Source organism: Hoeflea prorocentri (assembly GCF_027944115.1).
Taxonomy (GTDB): Bacteria; Pseudomonadota; Alphaproteobacteria; order Rhizobiales; family Rhizobiaceae; genus Hoeflea_A; species Hoeflea_A prorocentri.
Genome location: NZ_JAPJZI010000001.1, coordinates 536250 through 551191, shown reverse-complemented (window position 1 = coordinate 551191; position 14942 = coordinate 536250). Strand labels below are relative to the sequence as shown.

Genomic DNA, 14942 nt, shown 5'->3' with positions numbered 1-14942 from the left:
GCCATGGACGGGCCCTGTTGCCTGACGGCAACGGCGCAGGGCTCTTGTGATTTCTGGAAACCCGGATCAACCGCTACCGTGCTTTCTCCGTGATTTCTCCGCGTTCCATCATCAAGACGCGATCAGCAAAATCGTCAAGGAGGGCAGGATTTGACTCTGTGATTATCATCGAGACGGACCTGTCTGCATCTCTCAGGCGTCGCAAAGCATCCGCATATCGAACGGCGAGGGCCGGAGCCAAACCTTGGAACGGCTCATCAAGCATGATCAGCTTGGTACCGATCATCAACGCACGGCCCAGCGCAACCATTTTGCCTTGGCCGCCGGAAACACCACCGGCTGGCCGGTTTCCAAGCTCCCGTAGTTCCGGCAGAATTTCGTCAATGCGGGATCTCCGCCGCTGCATTTCACCTGCATCAAGGCCCGCGACCTCTCCCGCAAGCAGAATGTTCTCTTCAACCGTGAAGGATGAAAACAAACGGCGATCTTCCGGCGCGTAGCCGATGCCCAATCCCGGTCGGCCCGACGGCGCAACACTGTCCAAACTGACGCCATCAAACTCAATCGTGCCGGTCTTCTCAATCAATCCCATGACAGTGCGAAGAGTCGTGGTTTTACCGGCGCCATTGTGACCGATCAAAGCGACCGTTTGTGCTTCACCAACCTCGAAGTGAAGGTCCCGCAGTATTCTGACGCCACCGACCGAGACGTTAACGGACGAAAACTCCAGCATTACAACACTTCACCAATGACATCGCGGCGCACTTCCGGGTTGGATAATATTTCCTCAGGCGTACCACGCATTTGCACCGCTCCGAGTGACCATACAGCAACCTCGTCTGCATACTTTTCGACAACTGCCATATCGTGCTCAACGAAAACGCTTGTGACCTGCGCCTCGGCAAGTGCATGATGAAGGATATCCATAATTTGAAACTTCTCCGCCGATGCAACCCCTGACGTTGGTTCATCGAGGAGCAGCAATTTTGGTTTCAGGGCCAGTGCAATGGCAATGTCGACAAGTTTTCTCTTGCCTTCCGGCAGCTCCGAAACCAACTGATTGGCGACGTCCTGACAATCGACCAGTCTCAGAAGGTCGTTCATTTCATCCTTTTCCGGAATATCGTCCAGATCCTGAAAGGGAGCCCAGTTTCGTGTGCGCGCCGACGCCGCAATGAGAAGGTTCTCCAGAGCCGTATGATCGGCGAACAGTTGAGGGATCTGAAAAGCCCTCGCAATACCGAGACGTGTGATCTGCCGCGGTGACTTTCGAGTGATATCCTTGCCGAAAAACTCGACGGTTCCATGAGTGGGTTTGACATATCCCGTGCAGATATTGAGAAACGTCGTCTTGCCCGCCCCATTCGGTCCGATAATTGCCAGATTTTGCCCTTCAAAAATCTGCACATTGACGTTGTCGGCGGCAACCACGCCGCCAAATCGGATTTCAAGGCCTCTGGTTTCCAAAACCGTGTTTCTGGTCATTTGCCGGCTCCCCTGGATCGGGCCAGCTTCAGATCAAGCGGCTTTAGCAGATCATCGTAAAGTCCGTAGAGACCGCGGGACGCATACAAAATGATGCCCAGGAGGAAGAAACCAAGCACCATTTGCCAGATATCTGCGGCAAAGGCCGCCGCATAAGTGCGAACCAGCTCGTATGTGATCGCGCCTATGAATGCGCCGCCAACGGACCCGGATCCGCCCAGTACGGCGATAAAAACAAACTCGCCGGAGCGTATCCACCACGTATATTCAGGGGTAACAATTCCTTGGGCGACGGCCATGATTGAACCGCCGAGACCGCAAAGAACAGCGGAGATGACATACCCGGTCAGAAGGGTGTTTCGCGCTGACACACCAAGATATTCAAGTCGGGTTTCGTTGGTTGCTATCGCCTGGTAGATTTGACCGATTGGCGATCGAAGGAATTTGTGAACGGCGAAACCTGCCGAAATCGCGGCAAGCACCGTACCGTAGAACAGAAGAACCTCGAAGTTATCCCTTTCGAGACTGAGACCCAGAACCGTCGGCCGGGCGACCTGCATACCGTCCGACCCACCGGTAAGGTGATAGAATTTCTCCAGAACGGAATAGAGGATCATCGAGAATGCCAGGTTCAGCATTCCAAAGAAGATGCCCCTGTATCGTACGACAAACAGACCGACGACAATCGAGAGTGCTCCTGACACCAGCAAGCCCACGAGCAGCATGGAAATCAGCTCGCCGCCGGCGAATTGCCTTCCGAGGAATGCCGATGCATAGGCAGCCACGCCGAAATAGAGGGCATGACCAAATGAGACCTGTCCCGCCCTCAAAAGGACGATGATACCAAGCACAGCCAATCCCTTGGCGAATGCAAGTGTCAGCACGATCTTTGCCCACGGCACAAAGACTGGAAGAACTGCTACCAGAGCAATCAGGCCCAGCGGGATTACGAAGCGGTAGTTGAGCACTTCTTCCTCAAATCTTTCGCAATTGTTGCTTGCCAAACAGGCCTTCCGGACGCAGCAGAAGGACAGCGAGCATGATGAGATACGGAACCAGAACGGAGAGTTCCGGCATCAGATAAACCGCGAAGCTCCTGCCCAAACCGATCAGAAGGGCGGCCACCGCAGCTCCCTCCACCTGACCAAGACCGGCCGTGGCCGCGACAGCGAATGAAAGAACGATCATGTCCGCGCCCATACCGGGCACAACGGATGTGGTTGCCGATGCCAGCGCCCCGCCAAAACCCGCAAGGGCGGCGCCGATGACAAAGGTAATCAGAAAGACCTTGTCGGCATCAATTCCGATGGCTGTCGCCATCTCGCGGTCCTCTGTCACTGCTTGAACCAGCTTTCCCGCGAGGGTTTTCCTGAGAAAAAGCCTCAGGCCAATCAGCACAGCGACGGCCACAATGGGCAGAAACAAAAGCTGGTACGCGGTATAGGATATTCCGAGCACCTCGATGTTGCCCATCAGCGTCAGGGCCGAACTGTCAAAATAGGGCTGAGCGCCCCATATCAGACGCTGAACGTCCTCAAAGATCATGAAGACGGCAAAGGTGACCAGCAGCTGCAGGACGTCTTCCTTCGCGTATATCCTCTTTAACAGAAATCGTTCAATCGGGCCGCCGATGACCACGCCGACGAGAGCCGCGGTTACCATCATGAGCGGAAATGCCAGCCAGTGAGAGTATCCAGCGGCAAATATCGCACCACCAACGGAGACGGTAAAATATGCGCCTATGGCGTAGAAGGAGCCATGCGCGACATTCAGGATGCGCATCACTCCGAATATGAGCGTCAGGCCCACCGCCACCATGAAAACGAGCGCCGCATAAGCAACGCCGTCAAAAAAAGCCAATGCAATCAGCTGAATATTCATCTTGCTGAGCTCCAGACTTTCCACAAAGGCGGGCAGCACATTTTGTCGGCTGCCCGCTCATTGAAGTCCTTTTTACTGCTCAAACGTGTCGACGTTAACGGCATCAATAAAGTCAGGATTGAGCGCCTTAAGCCAATCGGCAGATACTTTTCCGACCGGTGTCGTGATTTGATCGCCATCGAAGATCATGATCTGACCGAGCGTCGCAAAGTCATAATCGTCCGAGTTGACGGTCGTGCCCAGCAGTTGATCTTCCACGCCTTGCCCGTCTTCACGGATCGTCACCTCCCGGCCAAGGCCGACAAATGTCAGACCCGTCATCGCATCGACAACCTGCTCCTTGTCCGGCCACTCTCCTCCGTTTGCTTCCATGGCCTTTTCATAGGCGCCTTTGAAGGCATTGAGTGCCTGGCTCATGTGATAGACGGGATAGATGGGATACGAACCGGTCGCATCCTTGAACTCCTCCACGAAGCCGGTGAATGCCGGGTCACTCAGTTTTTCCGGATGGAGAAAATAGTGGTCTCCGCGGGTTCCCACAATCTGGCCGGATGGCAGGGCGTCACCCAGTCTCTCGAGTGAGCTTTCGGCAAGGGGAAGAACCAGGGTTGAATTGTTGGTAAGACCCCTCTGGCTGGCCTGACGGACAAATGTGTCGAGATCGCCGCCCCAGGACGTTGAAAGAATAACGTCCGGCCGCAAGGCCAGCAGACGGGAGATTTCAGTCGAGAAATCAGGACTGCCGAATTTCGGGAAAAACTCCGCAACGACTTCGACATCCGGCTTAAGCGTCTTCAAGGCGGTTGAGAAGATTTCCCAGCTGTCGCGTCCCCACGAGTAGTCCTGGTTGACAACCGCAATCGTTTTGAAGTCAGGCTTGGTTTTCAGAAGGTAAAGAACCGCCGACAACATCTCCGGCGTCGCGTTTGACTGAGTCCTGAACACATAGCGGTAATCGTTCTCTTCAAATATCCGCTGCGTTCCGCAATCCCACATAATGTTCAGGATTTTTAGATCATCGGCGAGTGGAGCAATCTTGTTGCAATTGCCGGAGGAGATGGATGCGAACATTGCATCTACTCCCTCGTCCTGAACCAGACGCCGGTACTCGGCAAGCAACGCCTCTCCACCGGCACCTTCATCGATGAAGGTTGCAGACAATGGAACACCACCGATACCGCCGGCCTCATTGATGTCTTCAATCATCATCTCGGCTGCTGCCTTTGCCGGGACACCGAAGACCGCGGCTGGACCGGAAAGAAACGCCGTGATTCCGATATGGAGCTTTTCGGGTTTTTCCGCCGCAAAGGCAGATGTCGCCGCAAACACCAGCGGAACGGCCAACTGCAAAAGTTTCTTGAAGTTCATTGTGTCCTCCCTTGTCGAAGTCGGTTCAGGCCCGATTCCACTACAAGAGTACAGTGGCCACCACTTACTCTGAAGACCTTCATTTTTACTTGTGGCTATAGGGTATGCCTATAGTGCGGGATCGCACAAACCAGCAGCGCGTAATAGGATTTGTCACCGGGTAATCGTGGGAACAAGAAGGAACCACGACACCGCAGGGGTGACCAAACAGATGCATCCTGTATGCTGTCTTACGAACCACGAGGCTCGCCGGAGGACATTGGTAAAACGGCGGCTTCTCCGGGTCGCAGCTTTGGGTCGTCAGTTATTTTGGGTCAATGCCGGGATCCCGCATATGCGCGGGCACGTGTAGGGCTACACCGATACAGTTGTCGAAGGTCAGAAAACCGGATTCTCTGGGTTGCGTGTCGATGAATGCCGGTCGGTGGGACTCTTTGGGGGGCTCTCCGAGAATATTCGTCATACGACCGACGGCACATGTTTGGAAGATGTGCCCGTTTCCGGTTGGCAGACCTACAACAACCATCGCACGCCCAATGGTCCCACAACCGTTGCGGCAACTGGAAAATAGTCGATTGTCAGCCGGAGTGACCGAGCGGGTTTACCCGTTGGCGCCGCTTCAACCGCATCGCCGACGCGCAGAGATCAAGTGCAGGTCATCAGCATCCGGATCGTCGGTTAGCTGGACTCGGCGCTGACATGTATGGCGGACCCGCCGCTGAAACGTCCCGGAAATTCAATGTATAAAAATAATGCCCGCGTCATCGGGGATAGTCGGCCTCGTGACCGATCCCGTAGGTCCAACCCCGGACGTCACTGTTGCGGCTGTGTTCAATTCAAGTCTGCCCAGCCTTTTGATGACCGGGCGCTCATAAATCTTCTTCATGGCCTTCCTCGATGCGCGTGAGGTACAGAAAGCTAAAGTCTAACCTTTAAAGGTTAACACGAATCCAGCCGCGTTAGGGATAATGCGGGCATGATTGAGCCGGTCTGTTTGGGCCGGCTTCGAGGGTCCGTCGAACCGTTCTCAAATTCCATTAAAACCTGCTGGCAAACATACCAGAAGCGGACGCAAGATTTTGGCGGAGCATTTTTGATCGCATTCGCTTTGTCGAGAGGTATGCCTCCGGAGCCTATGCATCGCATCGCCGCGCTTTTAGCCCACGATGCGGTCAAACTATACTTCTGAGACTCCCGCTATACCGTTCCCACAACCAAACACTCTCTCAAGTGCGGTATCAAACCTGTACATCGAAAGGAGTGGAGCAGGTGAATATCCGTCACGAACGCCCAATGGCCGACTTGTCGTTCCAGGTACGCGCGCCGCTTGGCCTTGAGCTGGCCACGGGCGAAACCGTGACGGTCGAGAACTGGTCGTTACGGGGTTTTGAGTTTCCCGGCACCAGCGACATCCTGCCCACGGACGCAACTCTCTCGATCCCGTTTCAGGGCGTCGATATCCGGTTCCCGATCAAACTGGGCACTGAACCGGGCACCCGGTTTCTGACATTTGAAGAGTTGACAGGCCGGCAGCGCGAGACGCTTGCCGTGTTCTACCGCTCGATCCTGTCGGGGCGGATGGCCTCGACCGAGGATGTCATCACAAGCCTCGACACGCCGGTTGACCTTGTCCCGATGGAGGAAACGGAGGCTGAAAAGACGGTCGCTGTTTCAAGGACCTTGCCCCGTGCCTTTCGCATTGCCTGGAACCTGTGCGTCTACGCCGTACTTGCCACCTTGGTGTTCGGCTTGATGGGCGGCCAGGTTGCTTCACTTCTCGACAGGATCGACGTCGATCGCGGGCGTGTGGTTGCACCGGTAATGCCCCACGTTGCCCCGACCGACGCTTTCGTGCGGGAAATCCGTGTGGCACCAGGCGATCATGTACACGCCGGCGATGTCCTGATGGTTCTCGGCAGCGCAAATCTCGACGATGAAATCGCCAATGCCCGACAATTGAGCGACACGGTCGCACGCAAACTTCAGAAGGCCAAAACAGCCCTGGCGGCCCTGCGTGTGGCGATGGGGCTTGAAGGTGAGCCGGCCCTGCCTATCACAGCGCGCCACGCCCTTGCTGCGCGCTATCAAGCCGAATTCTTTGCCGATGGCGACACGGAGAACATGCACAAGCTGTGGCTTTCGCTGCGTGACATCAATGTCGAACTCGCGCCGGCGTTTGCACCGGACACGGTCATCGCCGAACGTCTGCATGCGCTGATCGGCGAACTTGAAACCGAGCTCAATAATCTGCGCGAGATCGAAGCTTTGCGCAAAAAACGTCTGGAAGAGGCGCGCGTCGTCGCGCTTTTCGACGGGATTGTCCTGCAGATCGCAGCGCACAAGGACCAGTTTGTGACTGAAAATGCGGCCGTCCTTCAGATTGAGCACAACGAGCCGCGCACCATGCTGGGCTGGGTCAGCTCCGAGGTGGCGGACCGTGTTCATCTTGGCCAGCGCGTCGGGATCTCCTTTGCAAACGGCGATGAGGTATTGAGTGCTGAAGGACGTGTTTCAAACGTCGTCGCCGGCCCCGATCCGGGTCAGCCCAACGCGTTTGGCATGCTGGTGACCATTGCGCCGACCGGCATGGATGCCGACACGCTGCGTGAGACGTTTCCCGCCGACGCGCCGGTCAATCTGACCATTCATCGCGACCGGCTGACCCGTATCGATGACTGGGTTTTGGAACAGGCCCATGCCGCTCTGGACATGTTCCAATGAGCATGCCCGGGAGCGAATACGCTTTCGACAAGGATCTGACCGCGCGCCTGCGCGGTTTGACCGGCCCCGCGCCGCGAGGCCTCCAACGCTGGTCTGCGGGCAAGATCTTTTGTCTGCTCGTGTTCGCCCAGATCATCTTCTTTTTGCTGTTTGCTGTGCCGAACAGATTCTTCGAGCCGGGTGTCATGCACATCACGGTCGTTCTCGCCACTCTCGGTATATGGCGGTTTGGCTGGTGGTTCACCCACGCCGTCCGGGCCGAAATCTACCGGCGCCTGCGCTGGCCCGGCATGCGGGCTGAAGCCGAAGCAGTCTGGAAAAGCGGCTGGCGGCCTCGTCGGCTGCATATCCAGATGACCACCTACTATGAGGAACCGGCCATCACCAAACGCGTGATCGGGTCAATTCTCGGCCAGATCCGCCGCGAGCAGATTCCCACAACGATCTATGTCGGCACAGGCTCGGCCTATGACGAGTTGATCATCCGTTCGTTCATGGAAACCCACGCTCAGGACATCCCGGATGATCTGGCTGAACTGGTTTTCCTGCGGCAGAACCAGCCCGGCAAGCGCATGGCGATCGGCATGATTCTTCGGTCGATCAACCGCAACGGTGTCGATCCGGATGACCTGGTCATCTTCATGGATGGTGATGCGCTTTTCGGCAATGACGTGCTGGAAAAAACCCTTTCAATGTTCGGCGCCGATCCCGAACTTCAGGCACTGACAACCGACGAGGAAGTGATCTGCTACGGGCCGAAGTGGATTGGCGCGTGGCTCAACATGCGTTTTGCTCAACGGCGTTTGGCCATGCAGAGCCATGCCTTGTCCGGCAAGGTGCTGACACTGACCGGCCGCATGTCGGTTTTCCGCGCGCAGCACATGCGCTCGGAGCGCTTCATCCGCACCATCGAAGCAGACCATCTCGATCACTGGCTGTGGGGACGCTTCCGTTTTCTGTCAGGCGACGACAAATCGACCTGGTATCACATGCTCACCTGCGGTGCGAAGATGACCTATGTGCCGGACGCGACCGTCTACACGATCGAGGTCATCAAGGAGAACGGTCTTGAGCGCATGGTCCAGAACTTCCGGCGATGGTCGGGAAACATGCTGCGCAACGGCAGCCGGGCGATCGCCCTTGGCCCACGCAAGGTGAACCCGTTTATCTGGTGGTGCGTCGTTGATCAGCGGATCGCCATGTGGACCATGATGGTGTCTCCAACACTTGCCATTCTGGCAGCCCTGCAAGACCCGTTCTATCTGTGGTCATGCCTGATCTGGGTCGCGTTCAGCCGTCTGGTTCTGTGCCTTTTTCTGTTCCGTTACAGCCGCGAGGTCGATCTCAGCTGGCCGTTCATTCTCTACCTCAATCAGGTTATCAATGCATCGGTGAAGATTTTCATGATTTTCCATCTCTCCAAGCAGAAATGGTCCAACCGGGGCAACCAGACGGCCGGTAGCGCAATGGGCTGGGTGGCAAGACTGCAGAGCGCCATTGCCAAGGCCCAACTCGTCGTCTCGGTTTCCACGTTTATCACCGTTCTTGCCATGTATATCGGCCTCCTGCCGACGCCGATTTGATCGGGCCGCCGGCTATCCGTTCGCATAGCGGTCCATCCCAATGAGGCCACACCCTCTACTCCCGTGCAGAAGATTACGTGATTTCAAACCGTTAGAAAGACTGCAGTTAAATCTTTACTGGAGTTTGACCCATGATTGTCCCCGTTATTCTGGCCGGCGGTTCCGGCACACGCCTGTGGCCTGCCTCACGTAAAAGCTACCCCAAGCAGTTCACCAACCTAGTCGGTGACCACAGTCTGTTTCAGGAAAGCGTTGTTCGGTTGTCCGGAGAGCGGTTCGCCCCGCCCATGGTGGTGACCGGCACCGATTTCCGTTTCATCGTTGCCGATCAACTTGACCAGATCGGCATTGACGGCGCTGATATTCTTCTGGAACCGGATGCGCGCAACACGGCTCCGGCCATCCTGGCCGCCGCCCTGTGCCATGAGGACACACCCGATACAATCCTGTTGGTTGCGCCGTCCGATCACCAGGTCCTCGATGGTGCCGCGTTTGCCGAGGCAGTTGATGCCGGGGTAAGGGCAGCTGAGAATGGCGAGATCGTCACATTCGGCATCACACCCTCCAGCCCGGAAACGGGTTACGGGTATCTTGAACTCAGCAAGCCGCCACGTGCCGGTAAAAGCCAACCGCTCAAATCCTTTGTCGAAAAACCGGGGCGCGGTGTTGCCGTCGAACTCGTCGAGGGCGGGCGGCACCTTTGGAACGCCGGGATCTTCATGTTCCGTGTCGACACGATTATCAGAGCTTTTGACACACTGGCGCCTCAGCTCGTGATACCTTGCCGGGCCGCATTGGCGACGGGCGCAAAGGATCTCTGCTTCTTTCGTCTGGGCGCTGAGGCCTACAGCCGCTGCGAAAGCATTTCCGTCGATTATGCGGTGATGGAGGCAGCGGACTCTTTGCACGTAGTGCCGGTCGATTGCGGCTGGTCAGACCTTGGCTCCTGGCGGGCGGTGCACGGCACCTCGGATCAGGACAGCGATGGCAATGCACTGTCAGGTTCGGCCACGCAGATCGGCTGCTCCAACTCCATGCTGCGGTCTGATCGCGCAGATACGCGGATTGTCGGGCTCGGCCTTGAAAACATCGCCGCCATTGCAACCGATGATGCAATCCTTGTCGCCAACATGAATGACAGTGAACAGGTAAAGGATGTCGTTGCCGAACTGAAACTGATCGAAGCACCGCAGGCGGATGAGTTCCGCCGTTGCGAGCGACCCTGGGGCCACTATGAGACGCTGTCGCTCGGTGCCCGCTTTCAGGTCAAGCGCATTGTGGTCAAACCGGGTGGCCGACTGAGCCTGCAGAGCCATCAGCACCGTGCCGAGCACTGGGTCGTTGTTGAAGGAACCGCTACGGTGGTGGTCGGTGAGACCGTTTCAATGCTGTCAGAAAACGAGTCAACATATATTCCTCTGGGCGCCGTTCACCGTCTCGAAAACCAGGGCAAGGTGCCGTTGACACTGATCGAAGTTCAGTCGGGCGCCTATCTGGGTGAGGACGATATCACCCGCTACGAGGACATCTATGCCCGCGTGGAGGAGGCTACCGCCTGACGGCAAAGCCAGGCAAACCGGTTCCTCCCGCCAGACCTCAACTTTGGTTCTGTTTCACTGTTCACTTGCACACCTGGCCCGCGCGAAGGTTTCGCCTTCCGCGGGCCTTTCTTGTGCTGAGGCGATGCCTTTGCGCAGGTGCCTATCCTTTCGGACATGCGTGTCAGGCTTTTGCTCCTTCCACTAGTCTTTTCAGCAAATTCATCAATGAAAAGAGTGAGTTAGATTGACGTCAAATCACGACGAAAGCAGTCTCGAAAGGACGTAGCCATGACCAATCTTGCTCCCTTCTCCACCGCCGGTGCCCGGCCCCTCCCGTTCCACACCGTCATATCCAAACCGGCGATTTCTGTTGTCGGGCTCGGATATGTCGGTGCGGTGTCGACCGCTTGCCTCTCAAGCCTCGGACACCGCGTGGTCGGTGTCGACATCGATCCTGAAAAAGTCAGCGATATCGCGGCTGGCCGGTCTCCGATTCACGAAAAGGACCTTGAGCGTCTGTTGACGGAAGGAGTGGAAGACGGACTGGTTACTGCAACTGACGATCTTGCCCGTGCCGTCGAAGACACGGATGTCACCTTTGTTTCAGTCGGCACGCCGACTGCGCCGGATGGCGGCTGCGACTACCGTTTCATTGAGGCGGCAGCAAAGTCCATGGCTGCCGGCCTGGCGCGAAAATCCAAGTTCCATGTCTTCGTGATGCGCTGCTCGATTCCGCCCGGCACCACCATGAAAGTGATGACCCCAATCCTTGAGGCCGTATCGGGCAAGACGCTCGGCAAGGATTTCGGCGTTGCATTCAACCCGGAGTTTCTGCGCGAAGGTGTCGCCGTCGATGACTTCTACGCCCCACCCAAAACGGTCATTGGTGCCACCTGCGACCGCACGGCCAATACTCTGAGCCAGATCTATGCGCCGGTTGATGAGGCCCCGATTCTTACATCGATCGAAACCGCCGAAATGGTCAAATATGTCGACAATGTCTGGCATGCGGCAAAGGTTTGCTTTGCCAACGAAGTCGGCCGTCTGGCCAAGTCGCAGGGTGTCGACAGCCACGAGGTGATGGATGTCTTCTGCCAGGACCAGAAGCTGAACCTTTCACCCTACTACCTCAAGCCCGGCTTCGCCTATGGCGGCTCCTGCCTGCCCAAAGAGGTGCGCGCGGTCGCCCATATCGCCAAATCGGCCGGTGTATCGGTTCCGATGATCGAGAATCTCGGCACCTCCAACAACGCACAAATCGAAGAGGCAATCCAGATGGTGCGCGCCACCGGCGCCAAACGGGTCGGTGTTCTTGGCATCGCGTTCAAACCGGGCACCGATGATCTGCGCGAAAGCCCGATCCTCGAAGTGATTGCCGCCCTGCGCGCCGAAGGGGTCGAAATCATCGCCCACGACCCGGCTATTACAACCGCGACCAATATTGAGGGCCAGCTTGGCTATGTGAAGCATGGCAGCCCCGGATTGGCCGCATTGGCCAAAGAACTGCGCAGCTTCCTCGCCGAAGACGCCGCTGACGTGGCCGAGCAGGCCGACGCCATCATCGTCACACAGCGCCACCCGTTCTATGCGACGCTGACACGCCGGGCGATGGAACATTCGAAGACACCTGTCATCGACGTGGTGCGCGCTTTTGAAAAACTCCCGACCTGTTCGGAGTATCGCGGCATCGGTTGGTGACCCTTGCCGCAATTTCTCATAACCAACTGAAAAACATGGAGTAATGATATGTTGACGCCAGATGAGAAAAAACCTGTGCTGGGCACTGCCCAACACGACGTGATCGCCGGAACCGCATCTGCGGATCTGATCATCGGTCTTGCCGGTGACGATAAAATCGACGGCAAAGCCACAGGCGATACCATCTATGGTGACTTTGCTGCCGAGAACCTGCTCAAAGACACTGACGGTGCAACCAGCTTCGACCAGTATGGCGCAAGCGGCAACTGGATCGTCGGCGAAGACGATGCCGGCAACCGCCAGATGACCCAGACGGTCAACACTTTGAAGGGCGCTCAGTATGAAGTGTCATTCGAGGTGGCAGCCAACTATGCATCCGGCAATATCTCCGGCATGGTTGAGGTGCTCTGGAACAACACCGTCATTGGAACGGTCAACACCGACAGTGCTGTCTTCTCGGATGCTGTCCTAGACTTCCAGGGCACCGGGGAGCCAGGCGAACTGACGTTCCGTGCATTGCCTGGCAACAGCGGGCCCGGATATGAGATCAACACCGACGGACCAGTGTTTTGGTACGAAAAGCAGGTGGAGCTTGGCGGCGAACAGGTCACGGTCAAGGCCTTTGCGGAAGGCCAGGCCAACATCTATCAGGTGATGGACGGTCAGTTGAATGTCTTTGATCCTGAATCGGAGACTTACACGCCCGCCGGTGCCAAGGCGACGGTCGTTGTCAATGCGATCGGTTTCAACCAGCAGGACGACCTGATTTACGGCATTGCGGTCAAGGACGGTGTCGACGCGCGCGGCGAAGCTGTCTCCAAAACGGATCTCGTCATGTACGATGCCGAGGGCAATGCCTACCGTGTCGGTGAAACGCCCTACCGCTCATGGACGGGCGACTTTGACGACAAGGGCAATCTGTGGGTATTTGAAGCGGATTTCGACCGGGTGACCATGGTCGATGTCGACCAGCGTGATACGGATGGAAACCCGCTGGCGAAAACCTTCAAATTCCCCACCGACATGATCGGTGACAAGGTGTGGGACGTAGCTTTCGACACCGACAGCCAGAGCTTTTACGGGCTGGTCAAGCCGAAATCCGAGGGCGGTGAAGCCAAACTGATGCAAATCGATGTCTCGGCAGTGGCAGGCGGCGGCGAGCCGCAATTCTCGACCCGGGCAGTGACCGGGACCGAGATTGACGGGACCATGGTCGACGGCGTTCCGGCAATTACGTTCGGTGCATTCGTCATTGATGGCGATGGCAACTTCTATGCCGGCGGCAATGGCGGCGATCACGACATGAACGACGCCACAGGCACGTCCGGCGGCATCTACCGGGTCGAGTTGACCGATGACGGCGCAGCGCAGCTTGTGCTCGTATCCGATGCGCCCAAGGCCTACAGCAATGACGGCGCTGTCGATCCGCGGGCGATGGATCCCTTCACCAATTTCGACCCGTCTGCCATGGTGCTCATTCGAGGACCGGAACTGTACGAGGCCGAAGACGCCGCCAAGAGCTATGATGACACTATCGATGCCGGTGCAGGAAACGACGAAATCCACGGCGGTTATGGTACGGACCTGCTGGTCGGCGCGTCATTGGGCGACACGATCAATGGCGATGACGGTGCCGATGCTCTTTATGGAGGCGCCGGACCGCAGAAGAACTCGGCGATCCAGTCATTTTATGACGATGACGGCTTGCGCTTCGACCAATTCGGCAACCTCCTGCCGGAAGACGATGACTCTCTCTTTGGTGGAGAGGGTGATGACCTGCTCGATGGTTCCGCCGGACACGATACGTTGTCGGGGGGTGGCGGAAACGACACGCTCTCGGGTGGCTCAGGGCTCGACACGCTGTTCGGTGGCCTCGGCGAAGATGTGCTGTCCGGCGGCCGCGAGAACGACATGCTCTATGGCGAGGCCGGCAATGACAGTCTTGATGGCGGATCGGGCAATGACATGCTCGACGGCGGCAATGGAGCAGACCAACTCACCGGTAGTTCCGGCGATGACACATTGCGCGGCGGAGCCGGTGACGACAGCCTTGAAGGCGGTTCCGGAGCAGACACGCTTGAGGGCGGCATCGGCAATGACGCATTGAAAGGCGGGTCGGGGAACGATGCGCTCGACGGCGGCACCGGCGATGACAAACTCGACGGCGGTAAGGGCGATGACAGCCTGACAGGCGGCGACGGTGCCGACTACATCAAGGGCGGGTCCGGCGCTGACGACCTTCGCGGCGGAGATGGCAAGGACTATCTGAACGGCGGGTCCGGAGACGATGTGCTCAATGGCGGAGAAGGTGCAGACCGCATTTATCTTGGCGCCGGTGAGGATGTCGCTTCGGGTGGTGGCGGATCAGACCGTTTCATCTTCCGTGCTGAAGACCTTGATGGATCACGCGATACCATCTCGGACTTCGTTTGCACGGGACCTGACGCAGACATACTGGACCTGCGCGGCCTCGGCCTTGAAGCGGATGGCGGTGAATGGATCGCCAACAACGTTCAGCAGAACGACGACGGCAGTCTGCTTGTCGATCTGGGCGGCGCCACCGTCTATGTGCAGGCCCAGTACGAGTTCGACACACTGGACGTTTTTGCCGACAGTGTTCTGCTCTGACAGCAGCCCGTTGAACCGGGAATGCATCTGAAATCAG

The 14942-nt window shown here is 57.2% G+C and carries 10 protein-coding genes; 5 read left to right on the top strand and 5 right to left on the bottom strand.

Annotation, left to right across the window (positions count from 1 at the left end):
- Positions 1 to 73: 73 nt before the first annotated feature.
- From OQ273_RS02540 to OQ273_RS02520, 5 genes are all read right to left on the bottom strand, one after another.
- On the bottom strand, positions 74 to 733 hold the full coding sequence (locus OQ273_RS02540; RefSeq protein WP_267988902.1) for an ABC transporter ATP-binding protein: 660 nt from the start codon (positions 731 to 733) through the stop codon (positions 74 to 76).
- Positions 733 to 1485: an ABC transporter ATP-binding protein gene (locus tag OQ273_RS02535; RefSeq protein WP_267988901.1), complete on the bottom strand. Its 753-nt coding sequence runs from the start codon at positions 1483 to 1485 to the stop codon at positions 733 to 735. Before OQ273_RS02535 ends, OQ273_RS02540 begins: the two co-directional genes overlap by 1 nt.
- A complete protein-coding gene (locus tag OQ273_RS02530) occupies positions 1482 to 2489 on the bottom strand; it encodes a branched-chain amino acid ABC transporter permease (RefSeq protein ID WP_267988900.1) in 1008 nt (335 codons plus the stop codon). The genes OQ273_RS02535 and OQ273_RS02530 overlap by 4 nt, the downstream gene beginning before the upstream one ends.
- A complete protein-coding gene (locus OQ273_RS02525; protein WP_267988899.1) occupies positions 2461 to 3366 on the bottom strand; it encodes a branched-chain amino acid ABC transporter permease in 906 nt (301 codons plus the stop codon). The genes OQ273_RS02530 and OQ273_RS02525 overlap by 29 nt, the downstream gene beginning before the upstream one ends.
- A 72-nt stretch (positions 3367 to 3438) precedes the next feature.
- Positions 3439 to 4734 carry an ABC transporter substrate-binding protein gene (locus tag OQ273_RS02520; RefSeq protein ID WP_267988898.1) on the bottom strand — a complete coding sequence of 432 codons (1296 nt, stop codon included), beginning with the start codon at positions 4732 to 4734 and terminating at the stop codon, positions 3439 to 3441.
- Positions 4735 to 6003: 1269 nt separating this feature from the next.
- Between OQ273_RS02520 and OQ273_RS02515 the strand changes: the two genes are divergently transcribed.
- The 5 genes from OQ273_RS02515 (at position 6004) to OQ273_RS02495 (ending at position 14905) form a co-directional block, all read left to right on the top strand.
- Entirely contained in the window at positions 6004 to 7455 is a 1452-nt protein-coding gene (locus tag OQ273_RS02515) for an HlyD family secretion protein (protein WP_267988897.1), read from the top strand.
- The gene (locus OQ273_RS02510) at positions 7452 to 9038 is read left to right on the top strand and encodes a glycosyltransferase (protein ID WP_267988896.1); all 1587 of its coding nucleotides are present in this window, start codon (positions 7452 to 7454) and stop codon (positions 9036 to 9038) included. The genes OQ273_RS02515 and OQ273_RS02510 overlap by 4 nt, the downstream gene beginning before the upstream one ends.
- Before the next feature lie 131 nt (positions 9039 to 9169).
- A complete protein-coding gene (locus tag OQ273_RS02505; RefSeq protein ID WP_267988895.1) occupies positions 9170 to 10597 on the top strand; it encodes a mannose-1-phosphate guanylyltransferase/mannose-6-phosphate isomerase in 1428 nt (475 codons plus the stop codon).
- Between the two features lie 270 nt (positions 10598 to 10867).
- The gene (locus OQ273_RS02500) at positions 10868 to 12277 is read left to right on the top strand and encodes a nucleotide sugar dehydrogenase (RefSeq protein ID WP_267988894.1); all 1410 of its coding nucleotides are present in this window, start codon (positions 10868 to 10870) and stop codon (positions 12275 to 12277) included.
- A gap of 48 nt (positions 12278 to 12325) precedes the next feature.
- The gene (locus OQ273_RS02495) at positions 12326 to 14905 is read left to right on the top strand and encodes a calcium-binding protein (protein WP_267988893.1); all 2580 of its coding nucleotides are present in this window, start codon (positions 12326 to 12328) and stop codon (positions 14903 to 14905) included.
- Positions 14906 to 14942: the final 37 nt, after the last annotated feature.

What these genes read in the sequence shown, in the direction of transcription:
- OQ273_RS02540 (WP_267988902.1), bottom strand. Translation starts at nt 733, where the DNA reads ATGCTGGAGTTTTCGTCCGTTAACGTCTCGGTCGGTGGCGTCAGAATA.
- OQ273_RS02535 (WP_267988901.1), bottom strand. Translation starts at nt 1,485, where the DNA reads ATGACCAGAAACACGGTTTTGGAAACCAGAGGCCTTGAAATCCGATTT.
- OQ273_RS02525 (WP_267988899.1), bottom strand. Translation starts at nt 3,366, where the DNA reads ATGAATATTCAGCTGATTGCATTGGCTTTTTTTGACGGCGTTGCTTAT.
- OQ273_RS02520 (WP_267988898.1), bottom strand. Translation starts at nt 4,734, where the DNA reads ATGAACTTCAAGAAACTTTTGCAGTTGGCCGTTCCGCTGGTGTTTGCG.
- OQ273_RS02510 (WP_267988896.1), top strand. Translation starts at nt 7,452, where the DNA reads ATGAGCATGCCCGGGAGCGAATACGCTTTCGACAAGGATCTGACCGCG.
- OQ273_RS02505 (WP_267988895.1), top strand. Translation starts at nt 9,170, where the DNA reads ATGATTGTCCCCGTTATTCTGGCCGGCGGTTCCGGCACACGCCTGTGG.
- OQ273_RS02500 (WP_267988894.1), top strand. Translation starts at nt 10,868, where the DNA reads ATGACCAATCTTGCTCCCTTCTCCACCGCCGGTGCCCGGCCCCTCCCG.
- OQ273_RS02495 (WP_267988893.1), top strand. Translation starts at nt 12,326, where the DNA reads ATGTTGACGCCAGATGAGAAAAAACCTGTGCTGGGCACTGCCCAACAC.